The organism is Asanoa ferruginea (assembly GCF_003387075.1).
Lineage (GTDB): Bacteria > Actinomycetota > Actinomycetes > Mycobacteriales > Micromonosporaceae > Asanoa > Asanoa ferruginea.
Genome location: NZ_QUMQ01000001.1, coordinates 7,076,718 through 7,099,972, shown reverse-complemented (window position 1 = coordinate 7,099,972; position 23,255 = coordinate 7,076,718). Strand labels below are relative to the sequence as shown.

19 protein-coding genes are annotated in these 23,255 nt (G+C 74.3%); 15 read left to right on the top strand and 4 right to left on the bottom strand.

The genetic code is table 11. The annotated features are described in order from the left end of the window. The first annotated feature begins 45 nt into the window (after window positions 1-45). From DFJ67_RS33165 to DFJ67_RS33145, 5 genes are read left to right on the top strand one after another with little or no spacing between them, the layout of a single operon-like run. A complete protein-coding gene (locus DFJ67_RS33165) occupies window positions 46-612 on the top strand; it encodes an RNA polymerase sigma factor (RefSeq protein ID WP_116072316.1) in 567 nt (188 codons plus the stop codon). Then, a complete protein-coding gene (locus DFJ67_RS33160) occupies window positions 609-1,565 on the top strand; it encodes a zf-HC2 domain-containing protein (protein WP_116072314.1) in 957 nt (318 codons plus the stop codon). Before DFJ67_RS33165 ends, DFJ67_RS33160 begins: the two co-directional genes overlap by 4 nt. 41 nt (window positions 1,566-1,606) lie before the next feature. Further along, window positions 1,607-2,293, top strand: coding sequence for a hypothetical protein (locus tag DFJ67_RS33155; protein WP_147315693.1), 687 nt, complete (start codon window positions 1,607-1,609; stop codon window positions 2,291-2,293). After that, window positions 2,290-3,123: an ABC transporter permease gene (locus DFJ67_RS33150; RefSeq protein WP_116072310.1), complete on the top strand. Its 834-nt coding sequence runs from the start codon at window positions 2,290-2,292 to the stop codon at window positions 3,121-3,123. The genes DFJ67_RS33155 and DFJ67_RS33150 overlap by 4 nt, the downstream gene beginning before the upstream one ends. Window positions 3,124-3,136: 13 nt before the next feature. Next, window positions 3,137-4,015 (top strand): ABC transporter ATP-binding protein, encoded by an 879-nt coding sequence (locus DFJ67_RS33145; protein WP_116072308.1) that lies wholly within the window; start codon window positions 3,137-3,139, stop codon window positions 4,013-4,015. A gap of 81 nt (window positions 4,016-4,096) precedes the next feature. Here DFJ67_RS33145 and DFJ67_RS33140 read toward each other — a convergent pair whose 3' ends face one another. Further along, entirely contained in the window at window positions 4,097-5,644 is a 1,548-nt protein-coding gene (locus DFJ67_RS33140; protein WP_170216090.1) for an Hsp70 family protein, read from the bottom strand. A 43-nt stretch (window positions 5,645-5,687) separates the two neighbouring features. Between DFJ67_RS33140 and DFJ67_RS33135 the strand changes: the two genes are divergently transcribed. From DFJ67_RS33135 to DFJ67_RS33095, 9 genes are all read left to right on the top strand, one after another. Then, complete coding sequence (locus DFJ67_RS33135) at window positions 5,688-6,446, top strand: glycerophosphodiester phosphodiesterase family protein (protein ID WP_409362901.1); 759 nt, start codon at window positions 5,688-5,690, stop codon at window positions 6,444-6,446. Between the two features lie 14 nt (window positions 6,447-6,460). Further along, window positions 6,461-7,861, top strand: a complete 1,401-nt coding sequence (locus DFJ67_RS33130; RefSeq protein WP_116072304.1) for an MFS transporter — start codon at window positions 6,461-6,463, stop codon at window positions 7,859-7,861. A gap of 37 nt (window positions 7,862-7,898) precedes the next feature. After that, window positions 7,899-8,588, top strand: coding sequence for a thymidine kinase (locus DFJ67_RS33125; RefSeq protein ID WP_409362900.1), 690 nt, complete (start codon window positions 7,899-7,901; stop codon window positions 8,586-8,588). Window positions 8,589-8,643: 55 nt separating this feature from the next. Further along, a complete protein-coding gene (locus DFJ67_RS33120) occupies window positions 8,644-9,189 on the top strand; it encodes an RNA polymerase sigma factor (RefSeq protein ID WP_116072300.1) in 546 nt (181 codons plus the stop codon). Continuing rightward, the gene (locus DFJ67_RS33115) at window positions 9,186-9,971 is read left to right on the top strand and encodes a cupin domain-containing protein (protein WP_116072298.1); all 786 of its coding nucleotides are present in this window, start codon (window positions 9,186-9,188) and stop codon (window positions 9,969-9,971) included. Before DFJ67_RS33120 ends, DFJ67_RS33115 begins: the two co-directional genes overlap by 4 nt. Continuing rightward, complete coding sequence (locus DFJ67_RS33110; protein ID WP_116072296.1) at window positions 9,968-10,846, top strand: ABC transporter ATP-binding protein; 879 nt, start codon at window positions 9,968-9,970, stop codon at window positions 10,844-10,846. Before DFJ67_RS33115 ends, DFJ67_RS33110 begins: the two co-directional genes overlap by 4 nt. Beyond that, window positions 10,843-12,441, top strand: a complete 1,599-nt coding sequence (locus DFJ67_RS33105; RefSeq protein WP_116072294.1) for a hypothetical protein — start codon at window positions 10,843-10,845, stop codon at window positions 12,439-12,441. Before DFJ67_RS33110 ends, DFJ67_RS33105 begins: the two co-directional genes overlap by 4 nt. A gap of 4 nt (window positions 12,442-12,445) precedes the next feature. Continuing rightward, window positions 12,446-13,138 carry an ABC transporter gene (locus DFJ67_RS33100; RefSeq protein WP_147315692.1) on the top strand — a complete coding sequence of 231 codons (693 nt, stop codon included), beginning with the start codon at window positions 12,446-12,448 and terminating at the stop codon, window positions 13,136-13,138. A gap of 644 nt (window positions 13,139-13,782) precedes the next feature. Continuing rightward, window positions 13,783-15,465 carry an acyl-CoA dehydrogenase family protein gene (locus DFJ67_RS33095; protein WP_170216089.1) on the top strand — a complete coding sequence of 561 codons (1,683 nt, stop codon included), beginning with the start codon at window positions 13,783-13,785 and terminating at the stop codon, window positions 15,463-15,465. Between the two features lie 70 nt (window positions 15,466-15,535). On the opposite strand, the gene DFJ67_RS33090 is transcribed toward DFJ67_RS33095, so the two are convergent. From DFJ67_RS33090 to DFJ67_RS33080, 3 genes are read right to left on the bottom strand one after another with little or no spacing between them, the layout of a single operon-like run. Beyond that, entirely contained in the window at window positions 15,536-16,216 is a 681-nt protein-coding gene (locus tag DFJ67_RS33090) for a hypothetical protein (protein ID WP_116072288.1), read from the bottom strand. After that, window positions 16,213-18,060 (bottom strand): dynamin family protein, encoded by a 1,848-nt coding sequence (locus DFJ67_RS33085; protein WP_116072286.1) that lies wholly within the window; start codon window positions 18,058-18,060, stop codon window positions 16,213-16,215. The genes DFJ67_RS33090 and DFJ67_RS33085 overlap by 4 nt, the downstream gene beginning before the upstream one ends. Before the next feature lie 52 nt (window positions 18,061-18,112). Beyond that, window positions 18,113-19,633 (bottom strand): dynamin family protein, encoded by a 1,521-nt coding sequence (locus DFJ67_RS33080; RefSeq protein WP_116072284.1) that lies wholly within the window; start codon window positions 19,631-19,633, stop codon window positions 18,113-18,115. Between the two features lie 236 nt (window positions 19,634-19,869). On the opposite strand from DFJ67_RS33080, the gene DFJ67_RS33075 reads away from it, so the two are divergent. Then, window positions 19,870-23,232: a LuxR C-terminal-related transcriptional regulator gene (locus tag DFJ67_RS33075; RefSeq protein ID WP_116072282.1), complete on the top strand. Its 3,363-nt coding sequence runs from the start codon at window positions 19,870-19,872 to the stop codon at window positions 23,230-23,232. Window positions 23,233-23,255 lie beyond the last annotated feature (23 nt).

Here is a 23,255-nt window from a genome sequence, read left to right as displayed (position 1 = left end):
GTTCCGGGGGTGAACCTCCGGGCCTCCAGGTGGTACCCACTCACGATGGACGGGTCCGACGAGGCGTTGGTCGGTCGCGTGGCGGGCGGTGACGAGCAGGCTCTCGAGCTGCTCCACGCCCGCCACGCGACCGTGCTGCTGCGCTATGCGCTCCAGCTCACCGGCGACCGCGGCCGCGCCGAGGAGGCGGTGCAGGACACGTTCGTCGGCGTCTGGCAGAGCGCCGCGGCCAGGTTCGAGCACGGATCCACCGTGCGCACCTGGCTGTTCGGCATCTGCCGGCGCCAGTGCGGCCGGCACACCCGGGCGGTCCCACCACCAACCCGGCCGCTGGCGGAGGCCGTCGACCTGCCCGACGGCGCCGCGCGGCCCGAGCAGGTGGCCCTGGCCCGCGCCGACGTCACCGCGGTCGGCGCCGCCCTGGCCCGGCTGCCCGACACCCACCGCGAGGTGCTCCACCTGGCCTTCGCGGCCGAGTTGCCCCACGCCGAGATAGCCGCGCTGCTGGGCATCCCGGTCGGCACGGTCAAGAGCCGCCTGTTCAACGCCCGCGCCGCCCTGGCCCGCGCGCTCCCCGTCGACCACCTGACCGCGAAGGAGACGGGCCGATGACCCATCCGGTCGATGACCTGGCCGCCTACGCCGCCGGCACGCTTCCGCCGCCGACGGCGACGAGAATCGCCGACCACCTGCGGGGTTGCGCGCCGTGCCGCGCCGACGCCGCGTCGTGGTCCGCGTTGGCGACGGGGATACGCGCGGCCACAGCGGCCGCAACCCCGTCGGAGGCACCGTCGTTCGCGGCGGTCCGGGCGCGGCTTTCCGGTCCAGCGCCCGCGGCCCAGCGGTTGCACCGTGCAGAGGCCGCTCCTGAGCCACCGCCGATCGCGGCGGCGCCGGTCTACGCGCCGGCGGGCCCGCGTCGCTGGTCCGCGTCGGCGCGGGTGGCGTGGGGTCTGCTGACCCGGCAGTTCCGGGTGGTCGGCTGGCGGGTGTGGGTGGTGGCGGTCGTGGTGATCGCCGCCGGGGCCGGCTACGCCGGCACGGCTCCGCCCGGTCTGGCCGGCGACCTGCTCTCGCTGATCGTTCCGCTGGTCGCCGCGCTGGCGGTGGCGGCCGCCTGTGGCGCTGACGGCGAGGCGGCCGAGCTGGTTCGGGCCACGCCGACGTCGACCCGGGTGCTGGTCCTGGCCCGCCTGACCCTGGTGCTGGCGGTCACCGTCGGCATCGGCACGGCCGCCTCGGCCGCCGTGGCCCTGCCGCGCGGCGATCTCGGCCTGGCCGAGCTGTTCGTGACCTGGTTCGGTCCGCTGGTCCCGCTGTCGGCGATCAGCTTCGCGTTGGCAGTGCTGTGGCGCCCGGAGGCCGGCGTCACCGCGGCGACGGCGTTCTGGGTGCTGCGTCTGATGGCGCCGAGCCAGATCTTCGACCACGCCCTCGCGCCCCTGCTCGATGCCCTGTGGAAGCCGGGCCCGGCGCTGCTCCTGGCCGCCGCGGCGGTGGCGGTGGCGACGGTGGTGCTGGCCCCGCTCGCCGGCCGCCACAGCCTGCGTGGAGCGATGTCATGAATTTCAGTGAACCTCCGGCCCTCCGCGCGGTACCCATCCCCGTGAGACTCAGCATCTGGTTACACGAGGCGCGGCGGGCCGGGCTTGCCGCATTGGTCGCCCCACCGGCGGCGCTGCTGCTCGCCGCGGTCCTGGCGGGGTTGGTCCGGGTCAGCGGAGGCTCCCGAGGGCAGGTCGAATACCTGCTGCTCGTCGGGCTCGAGGCGATCGCCCCGCTGGCGGTCGCGATGGTCGCGCTGACCGTCGTCACCCGCGAGGGCTGCCGCGAGCTGCACCTGTCACTGCCGGTCCCGCACCTGGTCACGATCGGCCGACGGTTGGGTGTGGTCGCGGTCGTGACGGCCGTGCTCTGCACGGCCTACGCGGCGGTGGTGGCGCTGACCGGCTATCAGACCGGCCCTGGCGGTGCCGCCGCGCTGCTGGTCTGGGCCGCACCCGCGGTGTGGCTGACCGGTTTCGCGGCGCTCGTGGCGGCCGTCACCCGCAGCCCGGTGCTGGCCAGCACCGCCGTCGGCATGGTCTGGCTGGCCGAGGAGATCTGGACGTCCGCCTTCGTCGGCAACGGCCTGCTGCGACCGATGTTCCTGTTCTTCACCAGCCGGACCGGTGACGGCCCTGGCTGGGCCGGCAACCGCGTCGGGCTGCTCTCCGGGGGCGTGCTCATGCTGGCGGCCACCGCCGCCGTCCTGACCCGGCCCGAACGACTGCTGACCGAGGAGGAGGCGTGACCGCGCTACTGGCGGTGGCCCGCTACGAGCTCCGGATGCAGGCCCGCAAACGATCACTCTGGATCTCGGCGGCACTCCTCGGCGGTGTCCTGGTGCTATTGCAGGGCGACCGCGGCCCGCGGAGCCTGCCGGCCGGCACGCCCCCGCGCGAGGTGATGGCCACCTGGGCGCTGCTGTTCTCGATCCTGATGCCCCTCGCCTACGGCATGCTCCTGGCCGACCGACTCGTCCGCGACCGCAAGCTCCGGGTCGAGCCGTTGCTGGAGAGCCTCCCGCACGCACCGGTCACCCGCCTGGCCGGCAAATACCTGGGCGGCATCGCGGCGTGCGGCCTGCCGGGCCTGGCCGCGCTGCTCGTCGCGGCGACTGTCGAATTCACCTACCGGCACGACCCGGGCCTGTTCATCTGGGCCCTGGTGGCGTTCGCGTTGGTCACCTTCCCCGGGATCGCGATGGTCGCCGGCTTCGCGCTCGTCTGCCCGATCATCGTCTCGGCGCCGCTGTTCCGCGTGCTGTTCGTGGGCTACTGGTTCTGGGGCAACATGCTCGCCCCCGGCCTGCTGCCGTCACTGACCGGCACGCTGCTCACCCCGATCGGCGACTACACGGTCACGTGGCTGCTCGGCAACAACGGCCCAGCCCTGTTCGCCGGCAACCCGGGCTGGCTGACCTTCCTGCGCCCCGACCCGTCCGGCGCGACTGCCGCCGCCAGCGTCGCCGTGATCATCCTGTGTGGCCTGATCCCGCTGGCCGTCGCCGCACTGGCCAGTCACCGCCAGGCTCGCGCGACCTGGCCCGCCCACGAAGCCCGGTCCACCGCGACCGTCTGAAAGGACCAGCACCGTGCACATCGAAATCGCTGACCTGCGGCGCCGGTTCGGCCGGGTGACCGCCCTCGACGGAGTCGACCTCGACGTGGCAGGCGGCATGTATGGCCTGCTCGGCACCAACGGCGCCGGCAAGACCACCCTGATGCGGATCCTCGCCGGCGTGCTCCCGGCCACCTCGGGCCGCGTCCTGGCCGGCGGGCACGACCTGTCGACCCGGGCCGGGCGGCTCGCGGTGCAGCAACGCCTCGGCTACCTCCCGCAGGACCTCGGCCTCTATCCCGACCTGACACCGGCCGAGTTCCTGGATTACGTCGGGCTGCTCAAGGGCCTCGACGACCGGGCCGCCCGCCGCCGGCAGGTCGACGAGCTGCTCGACCTGGTCGGCCTGACCGGCGTAGCCGGCCGCAAACTCAAGGGCTTCTCCGGCGGCATGCGCCGCCGCGTCGGCATCGCCCAGGCCCTGCTCGGCGACCCGGCCCTGCTCATCGTCGACGAGCCGACCGTCGGCCTCGACCCCGAGGAGCGCATCCGCTTCCGCACCCTGCTGTCGAGCCTGGCCGGCGGTCGCACCGTCCTGCTGAGCACCCACATCGTCGAAGACGTGGCCCAGACCTGCCGCCAGACGGCTGTCCTCGCCGCCGGCCGCGTCCTGTTCGCCGGCGCGGTCACCGACCTGACCGCCCGCGCCGAGGGCGTCACCTGGGAGATTGTCACGTCGGGCCCGCCACCCACCGACGGCGTCGTGGTCTCGGCGATCGCCCGCGCCGACGGCACCCACTACCGGGTCGTCAGCCGGCAACCGCCGGGCCCGGACGCCGTTCCGGCAACCCCATCTCTGGAGGAGGGCTATGTGGCGTTGATGCGCACGGCACAGGTCGCGCCAGTCGGGTGAGCGCCAGGCTGGCCGGGCTCGGCACCTGCGCCTTTCCGCGCCTCGGCAATGTCCCGCACAGCGGCGCCACCGCGTGAGCCGTCAGCCGTTGGCGAGCAGAACCACGAGCACAACCGCGGCCACGAAGACGAGCACGCTGAGGATGACCACCCAGGCCAACCCGGCGCGGCCGGCCGTCGACATCGTTCGCGCTGCCCGGTCGCGCTGCACGGGCACGGCGTAACCGGCCGCCGGGCTGGCGGGCGCCGGATACCCCGCCTCACTCATTGGACCGGCGGGCGCCGAATACCCCGGCTCACTCGTTGGGCCGGCGGGCGGGGGATATCCGGGCCCACCCGCCGGGCTCGCCGGCGCCGGATATGTCGGACCACCCATCGGGCTGGTGGGCGCGGGATACGCCGGCCCACCGAAGGGGCTGGCGGGCGCGGAAAGCGGGGGCCCACTCGCAGCACCCGGCCCACCGGTTGGGCCGGCCGGCGCCGGATACCCGGGGCCAACCGGCGGCGGCATCAGCATCGTCTGCGGAGTGACCGGCCGCCGCTGAGCCGGCACCCGATGACCGGGCGGCGCCGGCTCGACGCTGACCGCACCCTGCGCCACCACCGTCTCGGGCTGCTCCAGCGCCGTCGGAGCGATTCCCAACTCCTGATGGATCATCCGAGCGACCAGCGGCATCCGGCTCGACCCGCCCACGAGGAACACCCCGACGAGATCCTCTTCAGCCAACCGCGCGTCCGCGATCGTCCGTTCCAGGCACTCGACCGTCCGCGCCAGCATCGGCCGCGCCAGCGCCTCGAGTTCGTCGCGGGTCACGTGTGCGGCGACTTCCAGCCCGGGCACGTGCACGTCCGCCGACGAGGTCCGCGACAGCGCCTCCTTGGTGCCGCGCACATCGTCGTAGAGCAGCGCCCGCTGCCGCCGGTGTGCTGTGTCGGTCGGTGTCAGCAGCGCATTCCACACCGCGGTCCGCGACGGCGAGTAGGCCGCGCCGAGATGCTCGACCAGCGCCTGGTCGAGGTCGAGCCCGCCGACGTCGGCCAGTCCGTGCGCGGAGAGGACCGAGAACCCGGCGGGGGAGCGCCGCACCACCGCCGCGTCGAACGTGCCGCCGCCGAGGTCGTAGACCGCCAGCGCGGAGCCCGGCGGCATCGTCCCGCGCAGCACCGCCGTGAAATAGCGTGCCGCCGCGACCGGCTCCGCCAGCAGCGTCGGCGTTCCGGGCAACCCGGCCGACTCCGCTGCCGCGACCAACACCTCGCAGCGCACCGACGACCACCCCGCCGGATGCGTCAACACCACCGAGTAGGCCTCACCGGCCCACCGCCGCGCTTCCTCGCCGACCCGCGCCAGCACGGCCCCGATCAGCGAGGACACCGCCACGGAGGAAGAACCGAGTAGGACCGTACCCTCGTCGACCCGGCGTTTGGGGTTGGGTTCGAACCGGGCCGGGTCGAGCCGCGCCGCCCGCACCGCGTCCTGACCTGCGACCAGCCGCCCGCCCGGATCGAGGTAGACGGCCGATGGCAGCAGCGGCGAGCCGTCGAACAACAGCGGCCGGGCCGGCGCACCATCGACGGCGACCACCGCCACCGTGTGCGAGGTGCCGAAATCGATGCCCACCGCCCGCATGGCCGCCACCCTATCGTCGCTTGCGGCCGGCATACTCCGTCGCGTGCACCCGTACCTTGATGCGCCCACGCCGCTCGCCTTCGCCCACCGGGGCGGCGCCGCCGAGGGTGACGAGAACACGGCCGAGGCCTTCGCCCGCGCGGTCGACCTCGGCTACCGCTACGTCGAGACCGATGTGCACGGCACGCGCGACGGCGTCGCGGTCGTCTTCCACGACTCCGACCTGCGCCGGCTGACCGGCCAACCAGGCAAGATCCGCGACCTGACGAGCAAAGAACTCGCCACGGTACGCGTCGCGGGTGCGGCCGCCGTACCCCGGCTGGATGATGTCCTGGCCGCGTGGCCGCAGGTGCGCTTCAACATCGATGTGAAGGCGTCGCCGGGCATCGAGCCGACCGTGCGGGCGGTCCGCGAGGCCAAAGCCGCCGACCGGGTGCTGCTGGCGAGCTTCAGCGACTCCCGCCTGGCCCGGGTGCGGGCCCTGGCCGGCCCGGAGGTCGCGACGTCGCTCGGCATGCGTGGCGTGACCCGTCTCTGGCTGGCATCGCGCGGCAACCGGCCGGTCCGGATGCACCCGTCGGTGGTCGCCGCCCAGGTCCCGGTCCGCTACGGGCGGCTCACCGTGACAGATGCCCGCTTCGTCGCGTACGCGCATCGGCTCGGTCTTCAGGTTCATGTCTGGACGATCGACGAACCCGGCCCGATGCACCACTTACTTGATCTGGGCGTGGATGGCATCATGACCGATCGCGTCGACGTGTTGCGCGACGTCTATACCGCCCGCGGCCTCTGGCCCGCCTGACCAAAGGACGACCGATGGCCGAGGTCACCGCCGCCACATCCGTGGCTGCCGCGCCGCCACCGAGCACGCGGCGGGAGCGGTCGGGCTGGTACTTCTACGACTGGGCCAACTCGGCCTTCCAGACCACGGTCATCACCGTGTTCCTCGGGCCGTTCCTGACGACCGTGACCGAACTCGCCGCCGGCTGCGCGCTGGGCGCCGACGAGTGCTCCGGGCGGGTCCATCCACTGGGGATCGGGATCGCGGCCGGCTCCTTCTACCCCTACCTCATCTCGCTGTCGGTCCTGCTCCAGGTCTTCGTGCTGCCGATCGTCGGCGCGATCGCCGACCGCACGCCGCACAAGAAGCGGCTGCTGGGCGTCTTCGCGTTCATCGGCTCGCTGGCCACGATCCTGTTCGCGTTCGTGACCGGTGAGCGTTACCTGCTCGGCGGGCTGCTGTTCCTGATCGCCAACATCGCGTTCGGCGCCGCATTCGTGGTCAACAACTCGTTCCTGCCGCAGCTCGCCGCGCCCGATGACCGCGACAAGGTCTCCAGCCGTGGCTGGGCCCTCGGCTATCTCGGCGGCGGCCTGTTGCTGCTGCTCAACCTGGTCGCCGTGATGCTGCTCAGCGAAGACGGCAACGACCAGCGCACGATGGATCTGGCCCGGTGGTCGATCGTGTCGGCGGGCGTCTGGTGGGCGGCGTTCACCGTGCTGCCGCTGCTCTGGCTGCGCGACCGGCCGATCGTGGTGTCGCCCGACGTGCCGACCCCGCGCGGCAACGTGCTCACCGATGGGTTCCGGCAGCTCGGCGGCACGTTGCGGCACCTCAAGGCCTACCCGCTGACCTTGTTCTTCCTGCTCGCGTTCCTGGTATTCAACGACGGCATCCAGACAGTGATCACGCTGGCCAGCCAATATGGCACCGAGGAGCTCAAGCTCGAGCAGAACACCCTGATCGTGACGATCCTGATCGTGCAGTTCCTGGCGTTCGGCGGCGCGCTGGCCCTGGGTCGGCTGGCCGAGCGGATCGGCGCCTGGAAGACGGTGCTGCTCAGCCTGGTGCTGTGGATCGGCGTGATCGTCGCCGCGTTCTGGCTGCCGGCCGAGGAGCCGCTGCCATTCATGATCCTCGGCGCGTGCATCGGCATCGTGCTGGGCGGCAGCCAGGCGTTGAGCCGGTCGCTGTTCAGCCAGATGATCCCAGTGGGCAAAGAGGGCGAATACTACGGATTTTATGAAATCAGCGACAAGGGTACGAGTTGGCTCGGGCCGCTGGCCTTCGGATTGGTGTTCCAGCTCACCGATTCCTACCGCATCGGCATCGTGTCGCTGGTGTTCTTCTTCGTCGTGGGCTTCTTCCTGCTGCTAGCGGTGCCGATCCGGCGCGCGATCGTGGCCGCGGGAAACACGCCGCCGCGCGTGCTGTGAACCGATCTCGCGTATCCGGCGGTTAGGCTGCCGGATCGTGACCGACGACTCCGCACTGGCCTCGACCTGCCACGCCGCCGGCGACGGGCGGCTGCGCCACGGCGCGGCGCTCAAGTTCTTCTGGGGTCCGATGGACTGCGGCAAGTCGACGATGGCGCTGCAGATGAACTACAACCACGCCCGACAGGGCCGGCGCGGGCTGGTGCTGACCCGCATCGACCGCTGGCTCGGCCCGCGGGTGACCAGCCGGATCGGGCTGGCCCACGATGCGATCGAGGTGACGTCCGACCTCGATCTGGTTTCCTTGGTCCGATCGAAATGGGCCGCGGGTGTCGGTGTCGACTATCTGATCTGTGACGAGGCCTGCTTCTACGAGGAGCAGCACATCGAGCAGATGGTCGAACTGGTCGACTGTTACGACGTCGACGTGTTCGCGTTCGGGCTGGCCACCGACTTCCGGTCGGTGCTGTTCCCGGCCGCGCGGCGGCTGTTCGAGTTGGCCGACGCGGTCGAGCGGATCCAGGTCGAGGTGCTCTGCTGGTGTGGACGGGAAGGCCAGCTCAACGCCCGGATCGTCAACGGGGTGGTGGCGCGCTCCGGTGAGCAGGTGGTGATCGGCGATACGGCGGCCGACGCCGACGTGCGCTACCAGGTGTTGTGCCGGCGCCACTTCATGGCCGGTGACCTGGGTTCCGCGCCGCCACAGCCGGCCCTGCCGGGCATGTGAGAAATTCTTCCGGCTCCTGCGAACCGGATCGCCCTCTCGATCCGATGAAGAGTATGTGAGACCACCACCCACCGACGCCGACCTGCTGGCCCAAATCGCCGATGGCGACCGGGCCGCGTTCGAGGCGTTCTACCGCCGGCACGCGCCGTGGCTGTCGCTGCGGCTGCGCCACCGGTGCCCCGACGACGGGCTGGTCGACGAGGTGGTGCAGGAGACCTTCCTCGACGTGTGGCGCGGTGCCGCCCGCTTCCACGCGTCACCCGCCGCCGACGTCGCCGGGTGGCTGTGGCGGGTCGGCTCCCGCCGGCTCGTCGATGCCCTGCGCAAACGACATTCCCGCGACCGGCTCGGTCGGCTGCTGGCCCGATTCCGGCGCCGCGACGAGCCCTCCGCCGAAGAGCAGGTGCTGGTCGGGGTCGAGCACGGCGACCTGGCTGGCGCGCTGGCCCGGCTGTCCCCCGAGCTGCGCGCCGTCATCCAGGCGACCGTGATCGACGGACTGTCCACCGCCGAGGCCGCGGTCCTGCTCGGCATCCCGACCGGCACCGTCAAGTCCCGGGCGATGCGCGCCCGCCAACAGTTGCGTGCGGAGCTGACATGAGCACCTGGCACGTTCCCGACGACGACCTGCGCCGCTACGCGGGCCGAGGCCTCGCACCTCCGTTGCTGTGGTCGACGGAAACCCACCTGGCCGCCTGCCCCGAGTGCCGCACCCGAGTGGCCGTTTTCGTGCCCGTCGACGACGGTTGGGCCCGGCTCGACGCGGCCCTCGACGCGCCGCGACCCGGCCCGGTCGAGCGGCTGCTGGTCGCGGTCGGGGTGCCCGACCACACCGCCCGGCTGCTCACGGCGACGCCGGCGCTCCGAGTGTCGTGGCTGGCCGCGGTCGCGGTGACGCTCGTGCTCACGGCCGTGGTCGCCCACGCCGTCACCCCGGCGGTGTTCCTCGGCGTGGCGCCACTGCTGCCGCTGGTCGGTGTCGCGGCGTCGTTCGGTCCGGGCATCGACCCGACCTACGAGATCACCGTGACGTCGCCGGTCCACGCGTTCCGGCTGCTGCTGTTGCGCTGCGTCACGGTGCTGGCCGCCAACACCGTGCTAGGCGTGCTCGCCAGCGTCTTCCTGACCGGCGTCGCCGCAGCCTGGTTCCTGCCCTCGCTCGCGTTGACCGTCACGACGTTGCTGCTCTCGTCGCGGCTCAGCCCGGTGCTGTCCGCCGTCGGGGTGGGCGCGGTGTGGGTGCTGGTGGTGACCTGGGCCGGCCCGCTGCCGTTCTCTGCCGCCGGGCAGCTCTCGCTGCTCGCCGCCGCCGCGTTGTTCTCCGTGCTGCTGGCCCGCCGGGCTGCGGTCTTCGACGTGCTACCGACCCGGAGGTTCCGATGACCCTCAGTTCCGCGACCGACGTCGCGGTCCGCGCCGACGGTGTGGTGCTGCGCTACGGCCGCACCACCGCGCTCGACGGGGTCTCCCTGTCGCTCGGCACGGGCGTGACGGGCCTGCTCGGTCCCAACGGCGCTGGCAAGACCACGCTGCTGCGGGTCGTCGCCACCGCGGTGCGTCCCGATGCCGGCAGCGTCACGGCGTTCGGGCACGACGTGCTCAGCGGCCCGGGCCGGCTCGCGCTGCGCCGGCGGCTGGGCTACCTGCCGCAGGATCCCGGCTTCCACCCGTCGTTCACGGCGTTCGAGTTCGTCGACTACGTGGCGATCCTCAAGGAGCTGACGGTGCGGTCCGCCCGCCACGCCGAGGTCCGCCGGGTGCTCAACCAGGTCGGCCTCGACGCACAGCGCGGCAAGCGGATGCGGGCCCTGTCGGGCGGCATGCGCCAGCGGGTCGCGCTGGCCGCCGCCCTGGTCGGCGACCCGGCGCTGCTGATCCTCGACGAGCCGACCGTCGGCCTCGACCCCGAGCAGCGGATGCGGTTCCGCGAGCTGTTCGCCGACCTCGGCGAAGACCGCGCGGTGCTGCTGTCGACCCACCAGACCGAAGACGTGATGTCGCTGTGCCGCACGGTCGTGGTCATCGACCAGGGCCGGGTCCGCTTCAGCGGCACCCCGTCCGACCTCGCGGGCCTGGCGGCCGGCCGGGTGTGGACCAGCGACGCCCGCGCACCGGGGGCGCTGGCCTCGTGGCGCACGGGCACGGGCAACCACCGCCACGTCGGCGACCCACCGGCCGGTGCGGTGTTGCTGGAGCCGACGATCGAAGACGGCTACCTGACGCTGGTCGACCTGCGCACCACCGAGGTCCAGCCGTGACCGCCGTCGTCGAGGCCCCGCCGACGGTGACGCCGGTCGGCGCGGTGGCCAGCCGACGCCGGGCCACGCTCGCGCTGGCCCGAGTCGAGGCGGTCCGGATGCTGCGCCACCCGGTGACGGTCGCCGCATTCCTGCTCTACCTGGGCCCGTGGGCGTGGATCCTGTTCCGCCCCGGCGCCGACCGCTACCCCGTGCTGCACACCACGGTCGTCAGCCTGCAGATGGCGGCGATGCTGGTGCTCGGCGGCGCGGCGCTGGTGGTGGCCAACCTGGCGACGCTGCGCGAGCGGCGGCACCGCACCGACGCGGTCTCCGACCTGCTGATCCTGCCGCCGGCCTGGCGCACGACGGCGTTCCTGCTCGCGGTCCTCGCGCTGGCCGGCCTCGCCCTGCTCGTGCTCGTCGCCCAAGTGACGCTGTTGGCCCTGCTGCCAGGCCGCGCCGGCGTCGTGGTCGTGTTCGACGTGGCCATCCCGGCCGGGATCGTCGCGGTCCTGGGCGCGGCCGGCGTCCTGCTGGCTCTGCTGGTCCGGTCGCCGATCGTCGCACCCCTCGCAGCCGTGGCCTTCGCTGCCGCGGGCTTCGTCTCGATCGCGTCGGTCGCCACGGGCGCGGCGTGGGGCCGGCTGCTGCCGATGCTGCCCGACGAGGTGCCGTTCGCCCTGCCGGCGGCCTTGGTCGACCGGCCATCCGGCCGCCATCTGGCCTACCTAGGCGGCCTAGCGTTGGTGCTGACCGCGCTGGCGCTGTTGCGGTCCGGCGCTCGTGCCCGGGTCGGCGTGCCGCTGCTGGCCGGAGCCCTCGCGGTGACGGTGGCGGCGGGCATCGCCCAGTTCGACCGCGACGAGAGGGTCCAGGCGGCGCGGGTCGCCGCCAACGCCGATCCGTCCACGCTGGAGACGTGTCAGGTGCGCACCGGCGTCACCTACTGCGCCTTCTCCGACTTCACCTCCTGGATCCCGGCGTGGGCCGAGGTGGTCGGCGACGTCTCCGCGCTGGTTCCAGCGGCCGCGACGACGGCCGGACCGCCGCTGGCGGTGCGGCAGCGGGTCTGGGCCGACGGATATCAGGCCAACGGCGTCTTCGGCCCGGCCGACGAGGATGCGACGGGCCAGGCCCAGCAGGCGAGCGACGCGGCGGCCGGCACCCCGGAAGCCGTCCCGGTCGGCACCAAATGGGGCGACGACGAGTCCGCGGCGGTCCTGGCCGCGAGCGTCGCCTACCGGTTCGTGACGGGACGCACGGTGTCCGGCCGCGCCAGCGCCTGTGGCGGGCAGGCTGCCCTGGTCGTCTGGCTGGCCGGCCAGGCGAGCCCGCGCACCGCGGCCGGCGTGCGCGCCCTCGACGACCACAGCTTCGGCGCGCTGGCCTTCGCCGACCCGTCCCTGCGCACGTGGCTGTCCGTCGACGACCGCGACGCCGCGCTCGGCCTGACCCTGCTCGCCCGTCCGGCGGCCGAGGTCGCGCCGGTGGTGTCCGCGCACTGGTCCGAGCTGACCGCGCCGGAGACCAGCCTCGAAGCGGCGGCGGCGCTGTTCAACGTGCCGGCCCTACCCGCGCCCGAGCAGGGCGCCAGCACCCGCTGTGAGGGCTGACGTGATGCCCGAGGTCGCGCCGCGGCGCGCTCCGGTTCTCGCGGCGGTCGCGGTCCCCGCGGTGCGGGCGGGGCTTTGGTCGCCGGTCCTCGCCGCGATGTTGGTCGGCTACGCCATGGTGGGGCTGCCGGCGGTGATCGGTGGGCCGTCGTCGCCCAACCTGGTCGTGATCCTGTTGCGGCTCGCGGCGCTGTGCGCCGGGCTCGGGGTCGGGTTCGCCTTCGACGATCCGGCCCGCCCGACGACCGCGACCGCGCCGGCCCCGGCGTGGCTGCCGCTGGCGGCTCGGCTCACGGCCCTGGCCGTCGCTTCGGCGGCGTGGTGGTGCGCCACCCTCGCTACCGGCATGGCGGCCGCCGGCGACGCGGCGGCCGCGCTCCCGGGCGGCGACCTGACACTCGAGGCGGCCGCGGTGTTCGTCGGGGCCGCGGCAGTGGCGTCGGTGGTCTGGCGCCGCGCCGCGCGCGGGGTGGTCGGCCTGGTGGCGGCGCCGGCGTTCCTTGTTGTCGTCGTGGTGGTCACGTTGCTTCCCGACCGCATTCAGCTGCTGGTCGGCCTTGACAGCGACACGGCTTGGGACGCCGCGCATGACCGCTGGTTGGTCGCGCTGGTGCTGGGCGCGGCGACGGTGCTGGTCGCGGCCACCTGGCGGCCACGACCGTTGCGCCGGTCGGTGCCGGCCTCTGGGCACCGATAGCAGGGGGTGGCGGCGACCGACTCACCGCCGCCTGCCGGTTGCGACGTCACCCAGGGGTCGGTGGCGGCTCGGCGGTTGCCGTGTCGCCCAGGCGTCAGCGCCGGCCCGGCGGTTGCCGTGTCGCCCAGGCGTCAGCGCCGGCCCGGCGGTTGCCGCGTCGCCCAGGCGTCGGTTGGTGGCTCGGCGGTTGCCGTGTCACCCAGGCGTCAGCGGGGGGCTGGCGGTTGCCGCGTCGCCCAGGCGTCAGCGCCGGCCTGGCGGTTGCGACGTCACCCAGGCGTCGGGTGGCGGCTCGGCGGTCGCCGTGTCACCCAGGCGTCGCGCGGGCCTGGCGGTTGCCGCGTCGCCCAGGGCGTCAGCGCCGGCCTGGCGGTTGCCTGGTCACCCGGGCGTCGTCGGCGGCGTGCCGGTTGCCCTTCCGAGTGATCGGCCGTGGCCTGCTCATGCCGCCGCGGCGGCGGAGCGTTCGCCGGTGCCGGCTGCTTTGGGCGGCGTCGCGGCGGAGTTGATTCCGGCCCTCGGGGGTGGCCGCCGTCCGCAGCCAGGGTGACGCCGTCCGGCGCATGCCGCGTGGTTGCCTGGTCGCGTCGGGCCGGCGTCGATTACCGTCGGGGCCAACCCGTTCCCGCCGCGAAGGAGCGCCCATGGCCCGGTTCGTGCAGCCGTTGCCGCCGCCGGAGGATCCCTACGCGGGCGATCGGTTCCTGCGGCTCTGGCTCGACCGGCAGCTCGGCGCGGCGGGGCACGCACTGGCCAAAGCGCGGTTGACCGACCTGGCCGCCGACGTCGTCGGGTCGTTGAGGGCGGCCCACGCCGACGCGGAGGCGCATCCGCCGACCCTGGTCCGCTACGACCCGTGGGGGGCGCGGATCGACCGGGTCGACACGTCGGCCGGCTGGCAGGCGCAGCGGGCCGCCGCCGCCCGGCACGCCGTCGTGGCACTGCCCTATCTGGACGAGACCCGGGGCACCTGGGGTGCCGCGACCCGCAGTGTCCAACATGCCCTGCTGCACCTCTACGGCCCGGAGTCGGCGACCTTCTCCTGCCCCGTCGCGATGGCCGACGGCGCCGCCGCGCTGCTGTCCCGCGGTGACGTCGACCGCGACGTCCGCGACCGGTGGCTGCCCCGGCTGCTGTCCACCGACCCCGACACCGCGATCACCAGCGGGCAGTGGATGACCGAGTCGCAGGGCGGCTCCGACCTGGCCCGCTCGTCGACCGTCGCCCGCCGCGACGGTGACCGGTGGCTGCTCACCGGCGACAAGTGGTTCTGCTCGGCCGCCGACTCCGCGATGGCGGTCGCCCTCGCGCGGCCAGACGGTGCCCGGCCGGGCAGCCGGGCGCTGGTGCCGTTCCTGATGCCCCGCTACGCCGACGGTGCGTCGTCGGGTGCGCCGGCCGCGGGTGTCACCGTGCACCGGCTGAAGGACAAGCTCGGCACCCGGGCCCTGCCGACCGCGGAGATCGGGCTCGCCGACGCCACCGGCATCCCGCTCGGCGACCCGACCCAGCCGGGCCTGGTCCGCGCGATGACGCTGGTGGTCATCACCCGGCTGCACAACGCCGCCGCGGCGGCCGGTGGGATGCGGCGGGGGCTCGACTACGCCATCGCGTACGCGAAAGCCCGCCAGGTCGCCGGCGGCCTGCTCTTCGACTCACCGCTGCACCGGGCCACCCTGGCCACCCTCGCCGTCGACGCGATCGGCGCGTTCGCGCTGGCGGGGCACGCGTTCGCGCTGCTCGGGCGGGTCGAGGTCGGCTCCGATCCGGCCGCCGCGGCCGAGCTCCGGCTGGTCGCGCCGCTGGCGAAGCTCGCCACGGGGCGGCTGGCGGTCTCGTCGGCCAGCGAATACGTCGAGTGTTTCGGCGGCGCCGGCTACGTCGAGGACACCGGCGTGCCGCGGCTGCTGCGCGACGCCCAGGTGCTGCCGATCTGGGAGGGCACCACCAACGTGCTCGCCCTCGACGCGCTGCGGGCGGTCGCCCGCGACGACGCCGCCACCCCGGTGGTGGCCCGGGTCGCGGCCGCCGCCGATCTCGCGCGGGGGCTCTCGCCGGCGGTCGCCGACACGCTGGCCGGCGCGGCCCGCGACCTTGGTGCCGAGTTCGCTGAGGTGGCGGCCGATCCGGCCTCGGCCCCGGTGGTAGCCGGCGCCCGTGGGCTGGCGTTGCGCACCGCCTACGTGCTGGCCGCCGCCGTGCTGGTCGAGCAGGCCGCCGACCGGGACGAACTCGCCGAGATCGCGGCGCGGTTGTGGGCGCGGCGCTGGCTACGCGGTGAGGACATCGCCGTCGACGCCGCGAACAACGCCGACGTCCTCTGCTGACAGGGCCGCACGCCCGCTGTGCGGCACTCCTCCGCCGACAGCGCTGCACGCCCGCTGCGCGGCATGACGCCTACGACGTCGGCGGTCCCCAGAAGCGGGCAAGAGCCGACGTCGCGGGGTCGTCGGACCCCAGCAGCGCGTCCCAGCCGGCGCTGGCCGATGTCGGATCAAGACCGGCGTAGGCCGCCAGCTCCGACACATCGGGCACGTCCGTCGGGAGCGGATCGGCGTCCGGAAGCCCGATCCCCAACGCCGACGCGTCGGTCCACGGCGGGCCATCGATCGGCGAGATGTCGTGAAGATCCAGGGCGGCCGGGAACTCCGGCGAGGGCCAGACCCCGTCGGTGTAGGCGGCGACATCCGGGTCGACGGTGAACAGCCCGGCGTCGTGCACGCCGGCCAACCCGTCGTCGCCGATGCCGGTGCCGTCGTCAAGACCGTCGGACCAGTCGTGGTGCTCGCTGACCAGCGCGTGCGGGGCGAACGGATCGCCGGCGTCGAAGCCGCCGTCGTCGCCGTAATCCACCTGGTCGTCGTGCCCCGGCAGGTCGTCGTGCCCGGTGAGGTCGTGGTGACCAGCCAGGTCGCCGCCGAGCCCGTCGGGCACGTCGCTGCCGAACGGGTCCGCGTCGTCGTGGTGGAACCCGGCGTCGTGGTGATCGCCCGACCCGTCGTACCCGGAATGGTCGTCGGATCCGTCGTACCCCGAATGGTCCGAATGCCCGTCGTCCCAGTTCCAGTCGTCGCTCATGACAGCTCCTGGTCGTCGGTGGTGGCGGCGGGTGCCAGGGTCCGTGCCCGGACGAGCACGGTGTCGACCTGTTTGATGCGGGAGCGGATCGCCTCGCGCTCGGCGGCGATCCCGGCCCGGCGGCGGGCGCGCTCGGCCTTGTCGTCGGCGAGCGCCTTGTCGATCTCGGCGATGTGCGCGTCGAGCTGCTGGAGCCGCTTCTCGATGGCGTCGTCGAGGGCCAGCGTCAGCGCGTACTGCAAATCCGTGAACCGGTGCATGATCTCGTCGGACAGGGCGGCGCGGGCCTCGCCGAGCACGTCGCGCAGCCACAGCCGGGCCTGGGCCCGGTCGCTCTGCGCCCGCCGCCGGTAGAGGATGAACGCCCCCGCGGCCAGCCCCAGCCCCAGCCCGGCGACCGGGACGAGCAGGCCACCGCCGAGCAGCGCGCCCGCGCCGAGTGCCGACGCGCCGGCCATCGCGCCGCGGCCGGCCATGAACGCCATGCCGCCGGCCGACATCGCGATCATCATGTTGTCGGTGCCGGTGTCCCGGGGTGGCCGGCTGGTCAGCGCGTGCCGCAGCGTCGCGTTGAGCCGGGCCAGCACGAACTGGAGCTCGTCCGCGCCGAATACCTGGGCGAGGACTTTCTCGGCGACGTTGCGGAACCGGGACTCGAGGTCCTGCGACAGCCGGATCGACAGCGCCTGCAAAGCCGTGTCGAGCTCGCTCGGCAGCGCCTTGAGGTCTTCGCTCTTCGCCTTGTCGATCCGGGTGAGCTGCTCGTCCTGGAGCTGGGCCACGTACGTCCGCAGCTTTCCGGTCGCCTCCACCCGGGCCCGCTGCGTCTCTGTGTTGAGCGTGAGCGACCACTGCCGCGACTCGGTCCGCTTGCGCGCCGCCAGCGCCGTCCGGTCGGCGCGGGCCTTCGCCACGTCGGCCGGGTCGGGGTCGCTGGCGGTCAGGCGCTCGCCGGCCCGCAGGTCGAGCCGCACCAGCTCGCTGCGCACCGCCCGCAACACGTTGGCCTGCCGCAGCAGGTGGCCCTTGCCGGCCAGCTCGATCAGCGCGTGCTGGAGCCCGGCGATCCGTGACTCGCGGACCAGCTCGGCGCCGGCCTCGCCGGGCAGCGTCATCGACAACTGCGCGAGCCGCGCCGACACCGGGAACCACGGCGCCTGCGCGAACCGCGGCGCGTGCGTCTGCAGCTGGGCGCGGTCGTCGGCGAGGATCGTCCGCCAGCCCGGGTAGGCGTCGGTCTTGGTCAGCGCGAACACCACCACGTTGACCCGCTTGCTGGCCTCGATGAGGAACTCCAGCTCGGGGCGGGTGAACGGCCCGGACGCGTCGACGACGAACAGCAGCGCGCCGGCCTGCGTCGCCGCGTCGAGGGCAATCTCGGCGTGCAGTGGGTCGAGGCCGCCGGTGCCCGGCGTGTCGACCAGGCTCAGATATTGCAGCAGCGGCGCCGAGTGGGTCACCTCGACCCGGCGCGGTGGCCGGGCGCCGTCGGGCAGGCGGCCGAGGGTGGTCGCCCAATCACGCAACTGCGCCAATTCCAGGGGTACGGGCTGCGCCTGGTCGGGCAGCCACGCCCGCGCGCCGTGCGGGTTGCCGGGCACGAACTCGAGGTAGGTCGCCGTCGCGACGGCCGCGTCGACCGGCGACAGGTCGGGCACCCCGATCAGCGCGTTGACCAGCGAGCTCTTGCCCCGCTTGGTCTCACCGACCACGACGATCGACGGCCGGGTGACGGCGCGGCGCCGGATCGCCTCGATGTCGGCGGCCGCGTCGGCGTCGGCCCGCCGCAGAAACGCCAGCGAGCCGTCGACCGCTTCGCCGAGAAGCGCGGACAGGTCAGTCATGCTCGGTCCTCACTTCGCGCTGCCCGGCGGGACCTCAGGCTGGATCGTCCGCTCATGAGGCCACCCCCTCGCGCAGGCGCTGCGAGAGCAGGTGGAAGCCGCGGTGCACGACCAGCGCGACCCGCGACTGGGCCGGGCTCGCACCGGCGACCGCGAACACCCGCCAGCGTGCGGCCGCGTCCAGGGCGGCCTTGCGCAGCTCGTCGGCGCCGGCGGTGGGCAGGCTCAGGATCCATTGCGGATCGTGCGACAGGGCCAGCCGGGTCAGCTCCTGCTCCATCGGCGCCGGCAGCTCGACCGCGCCGCCGCTGACCTGCTGGGCCGCCTCGAGCAGCCGCAGCCGGTGGTATTCGGGGCGTTGCAGCACCCGTTCGATCGCGTCGCGCAACACCTCCCTGTCCGGAATGCTGTCGGCGTGCCCGGCGGCCTTCTCCAGGGTCGACAGCGCCCAGCCGGCCTTGATCGCGTCGGTGCGCCAACGGAAGGCGTGGTCGAGCGTGTGCCGCAGCCGCGGGAACCCGGACACCTGGTAGAGCATCCGCACCAGGTCGCCGCTGCCCAGCGTCGGGCGGGCGGCGAGTTGCGCCAGCGAGAAGCCGATCCCGTAGAGGTCGAGCAGGGTCAACAACCGTTGGCGGTGCTCGCCGGACACGGGTGCGGGTCGTGAGACGAACAGGTCAACGGATGCGAGCAGCAGCGTACGCTCGGCCACCGACAATCCGGCCAGCGCGCGCAGCGCCTCGCAGTCGGCGGCGGTGAGCCGGCCGGCCTCGGTCGTCTCGGCGAGCAGCCCGACGACCGGCACCACGCCGGACACCACCCGGCGCAGCGTCTGTGCCTGGTCGCCGGCCAGCCGCTCGGCGACCGGCCACGGGTCGCCGGGCGCCTCGACCAGCTTGTCGGCCTTGTTGAACAGCCCGACCGAGTTGATCGGGTTGCTGGCCAGCCGGGCCGACACCGACCGGAACGCCTCGAGCGCGGCCACGTCGTCATCGCGGACGGCCTGGGTGAACACGTACACGATCGCTTCGGCCCCGGAGATGGCCCCCGCGGAGTCGGCGTCGAGCCCGTCGTCGATCGGCGCCGTGTTGTCCTGGAACAGGAACCGGCGCGCGCCGGCCGACACCGACGCGTTCGTCGACGACAGCCCGGGCGTGTCGACCACGGTCAGGTCGCGCAGGTTGGCGCTGGTCAGGGCAACATCGACAAAAGCCACCTCAGCCGCGGGTACGCCCAGCCGCTGGGGAATCATCCCCGCTTCGTCGAGGGGCAGGCTGAGGCGGCTGCCGTCGCGGCGTACGACATCGATCCGGTCTGAGGTCCCGTAACGGAACTGGGTGACCACCCGGGTGCACTCGCCGACCTCGGTCGGCGCCACCCGGCGCCCGATGAGCGCGTTGACCAGCGTCGACTTGCCCGCCTTGAGCCGGCCGGCGATCGCGACCCGCAGGGGCTCGTCGAGCCGCTGCCGCACCCGCCGCACCTGAAGACGCGCGGCGTCGGAGGTGAGCCGCGGCCCCACCTCGTCGCAGAGCCCGGCGACGACCTGCCGCAGCGCGATCGGAGCCGTCACGCCCGGACACTCCCCTGCAAACCGCCCCAACCGGGCATGCCACCCGCGCTGGGCTCGTCAGGGCGCGGGCCGTCGGCGACAATAACGATGGCCCGGCGGGGGTGCGCGGTCATTGTGGCGTGGTCCTCCTGGCTGGGTCGGCTCGACCAACACTACGAATATCCTGCCGGCGGCAGGATCCCATGTTCGTGCCACCGGAGTACGTGTCGCCGGGGGCCCCGAGGGTCGGAGGATGAGTGCCGCACGCACCGGGCACCGGTGTCGCCGACCGTGCCGCCGGCGAACCGGCCGGCACGGCGCCCGACGACGCCGTCGCGGGGGCCCGCGCGCTGCTGGCCAGCCCCGGCCTGGTCGTGCTCACCGGCGCCCCCGGAGCCGGCCGCAGCACCGCGCTGCGGGACCTGGCGGCAGCGTTCCGCGGCCCGGTCTTCGCGGGCGGCGGCCTGGCGATGCTCCAGGACGTCCCGGCGCTGGCCCTGTCCCGGGCGGTACGGGTCCGCCTGCCGGCCCACGACGTCGCGCTGCTGGCCGAGGCGGTCCGCTCGCGGGTCCGGTCCGGGCTGCTCGTGGTCGACGATCTCCAGTGGGCCGATCCGGCGACGATCGCTGCCGTGGCGGCGTTGGGCGCGCATACCCGGGCCGTGGTCGCGCTGCGCACCCCGCACCGGTTGCCGGCCGAGGCGGTGTCCGCCCTGCGTGCGGCTTCCTCGGGGTGGTTGGCACTGCCGCCGCTGTCGGTCGAGGCGGCCACCGAGCTGGCGCGCCGGGTCGCGCCCGCGCTCGGCGAGGCGGCGGTCGCGGATGTGGTCCATCGGGCCGGGGGAATTCCGCTGGCGGTGACCGCGCTGGCGCGGCACGCCGGGTCCGGTCGGCCGGCCGCCGGGTCTCGGGGGCCGGACGCCACGGACGCGTTTCCGGCTCTGGTCGCCGTCGATGTGCCCGAGGTTGATCAGGTCGCTTACGCGGTCGCGGAGGCGCTGGCCGACCTGACCCGCCCGGCCCGCACGGCGATGGCGGCCCTCGGGCTGCTCGGCCGCCCCGCCAGCCCGGCCCTGCTCGGCGCCGGTGTCGAGGAGCTGCGCGCAGCCGGTCTGGTCGTGCCGGTCCCGTCGGCTGGTGGGCTTGCCCTGGACGTGATGGGCGCTAGCGGTGCCGGGAATCTCGGTCCCGCAGCTTCGAACCCACCGCCCAGTGGGTTCGCGGCCGGTGGCAGTGCCCGGAATGGCGCTTCGGTTCCGGCGGCCGGCGAGTTCGTGACTGGGCCGGAGGGCGGTGCAGCCGTCCGGCAGGGCGCTTTGGTTCCGCCGGCCGGCGAGTTCGTGGCCGGGCCGGCGGGGGGCGCAGCTGCTCAGGAAGGCGCTTTGGTTCCAGCGGCCGGCGAGTTCGCGGTCGGACGGGAAGGCGGCGTAGCCGCCCAGGAAGGCGCTTTGGTGGCGCGGGCCGGCGAGCTCGCGGCCGGGCCAAAGGGCGACGCAGCTGCTCAGGAAGGCGCTTTGGTTCCGCCGGCCGGCGAGCTCGCGGCCGGGCCGGAGGGCGACGCAGCCGCTCCGGATGGCCGCCAGGTTGTCACGGCTGGCGGGCTCGAACCGGCCAGGGACGTGTCGGAGCCCGGGGACACTCCCGCTGGTGGCAGCGCACGTAGTTGGTCGCCGGCCCAGCTCGAACGAAGTGGGGACGGTTCCCCGCAGGGCGCGGACGGCGGCCGCGTGGTCGCGGCGGCGACGCCCGGCGGGGCGCCGGCCGTCAACGCCGCCGACGGCGGCCGAGACATCTCGGCGCAGGCTCGAGTCGTTGCCCAGAGCGGCGAGGTCATCACCCAAGCAGGCGATGCGGCCGATGGCGCTCAGGTCAGCGGCGGCGTGTCGGCGGCAGCGTTCGGACCCGAGGACAACGCGCCCCTCAACGGACCGCCTGGGGCCGACCTGGTCGCGCCCGCGTCCCCCTACCTCGCCGAGGTCGCGGCCGGCATGCTCGACGCCGATGCCCGGGCCGCACTGCATCGGCGGCTCGCCGAGCTGACCCCCGACCGCGAAGCCGCCCGGCATCTCGCCGCGGCCGGCGACCATGCGGCCGCGGCGGCGCGGGCCGTCACCGCGGCAGCACGAGCCAGCACCGCCGGGGAGCGTGCCGAGCTGCTCCTGCTCGCCTGTGACCTGCCCGGCGCCCGGCCGACCGAAGCGACCCGAGTTGGCGCCGCGGCGGCTGCCCTCGAAGCCGGGCGGCCCCGTGCCGCGGTGCGAGCGCTGGCCGCCGCCGGACCGCTCGGTGTCGACGCCGCCGTGCTGCGCGCCGAGGCGTTGCTCCAGCTCGGTGACCTCGCGGGGGCGCGGGCGGCGGCGGCGCCCGTACCCGATGACGCTCCTGAATCGGTCCGTGCGGGCCGCGACCGGGTGCTGCTGCTTGCCCGCCTGGCCACCGATCCGGCCGGTGCGCTGGACGCCGCGGCACGGCTCGGTGACCCGCCGGCCCACGCTGGGCTGCGCGCCGCGGTCGCCGCGGTCCGGGCGGCCGGGCGGGTACCCGGCTGGGAGTACGGGCTCGCATCCGCCGCGGAGGCCGCCGCCGTGGCCGGCGATCCGCTCGCGACCCGGTGGAGTGCATGGCTCCTCGTGGAGACGCTCGCGGCCGACGGGCGGTTGACCGAGGCGGCCGCCACCGCGGAACGGGCGGCGGTGGCGTGCGCGGCCGACCTCGCCTACAGCTGGCAGGCCCGGTTCCTGGCCGCCGCCCTGTGGTGCGTGGCGTTGCGCGGCGATCCGGCCGGTACGCCCGTCGACGACGTGGTGCGCCGGGCCGCCGACCTCACCGACCGGACGGTGCCGGCGCTGGCCAGGGCGTACGCGGTCGCCGCCGCCAGCCTGGTCGAGGCCGACGGTGGCCTGCTCGCTCCGGCCCGCGCCCGGCTGGCCGCCGCCGCGCCCGCTCCGGCCGCCGCGGCGTTGCTCGACTGGGTGGGCCGGGAGGCGGCGTGGCTCGACGGGCAGCCCGACCTGGCCGCGCAACCCGACGCCGGCGCCGGGGCACCGCCGTTGGTCGACGGGCTGCGCCGGATCACCGCGCGCTGGGCGGCCTACGACGGTGCGGTCGGCGATCGTGATCCGGCGGAACTCGACGCGACGGACGTGGCGTCCGCCGGGCTGCCCGCGGTCCGCGAGACCCTCGCCGCGTGGTCGGGTACGGGAGGCTTCGACCGGGCCGCCGCAGCGTGGCACGACCTGGTCGTCCGCGAGGAGGTGCGCTGCCTGCTGGCCGCGGGCGTGCACGAGAACGATCCGGAGCGTGCGGTGTCCGCGCTGCTGGCCGCCGAACGTCTGGCCGAGGCGGCTGGCCTGGTGGTGCTGCTCGGCCGGGCGCGGCGGGCATTGCGCCGCCACTCGGTGCGGCGGGAGACGCGCGGGCCCCGATCCGGGTCGGAGCTGACCGAGCGGGAGCGCGACGTGCTGCGCCTGGTCGCCCGCGGCGAACCGAGCCGGCGGATCGCGGGACAGCTCGGCATCTCGGCCGAGACGGTGGAAACCCACATCCGGGCGGGGATGCGCAAGCTCGGCGCCCGCACCCGCACCGCGGCCGCCGCGATGGCGCTGGAGCAGCTGCGATGACCCAGGCGCCGAGGGAGGTGCGG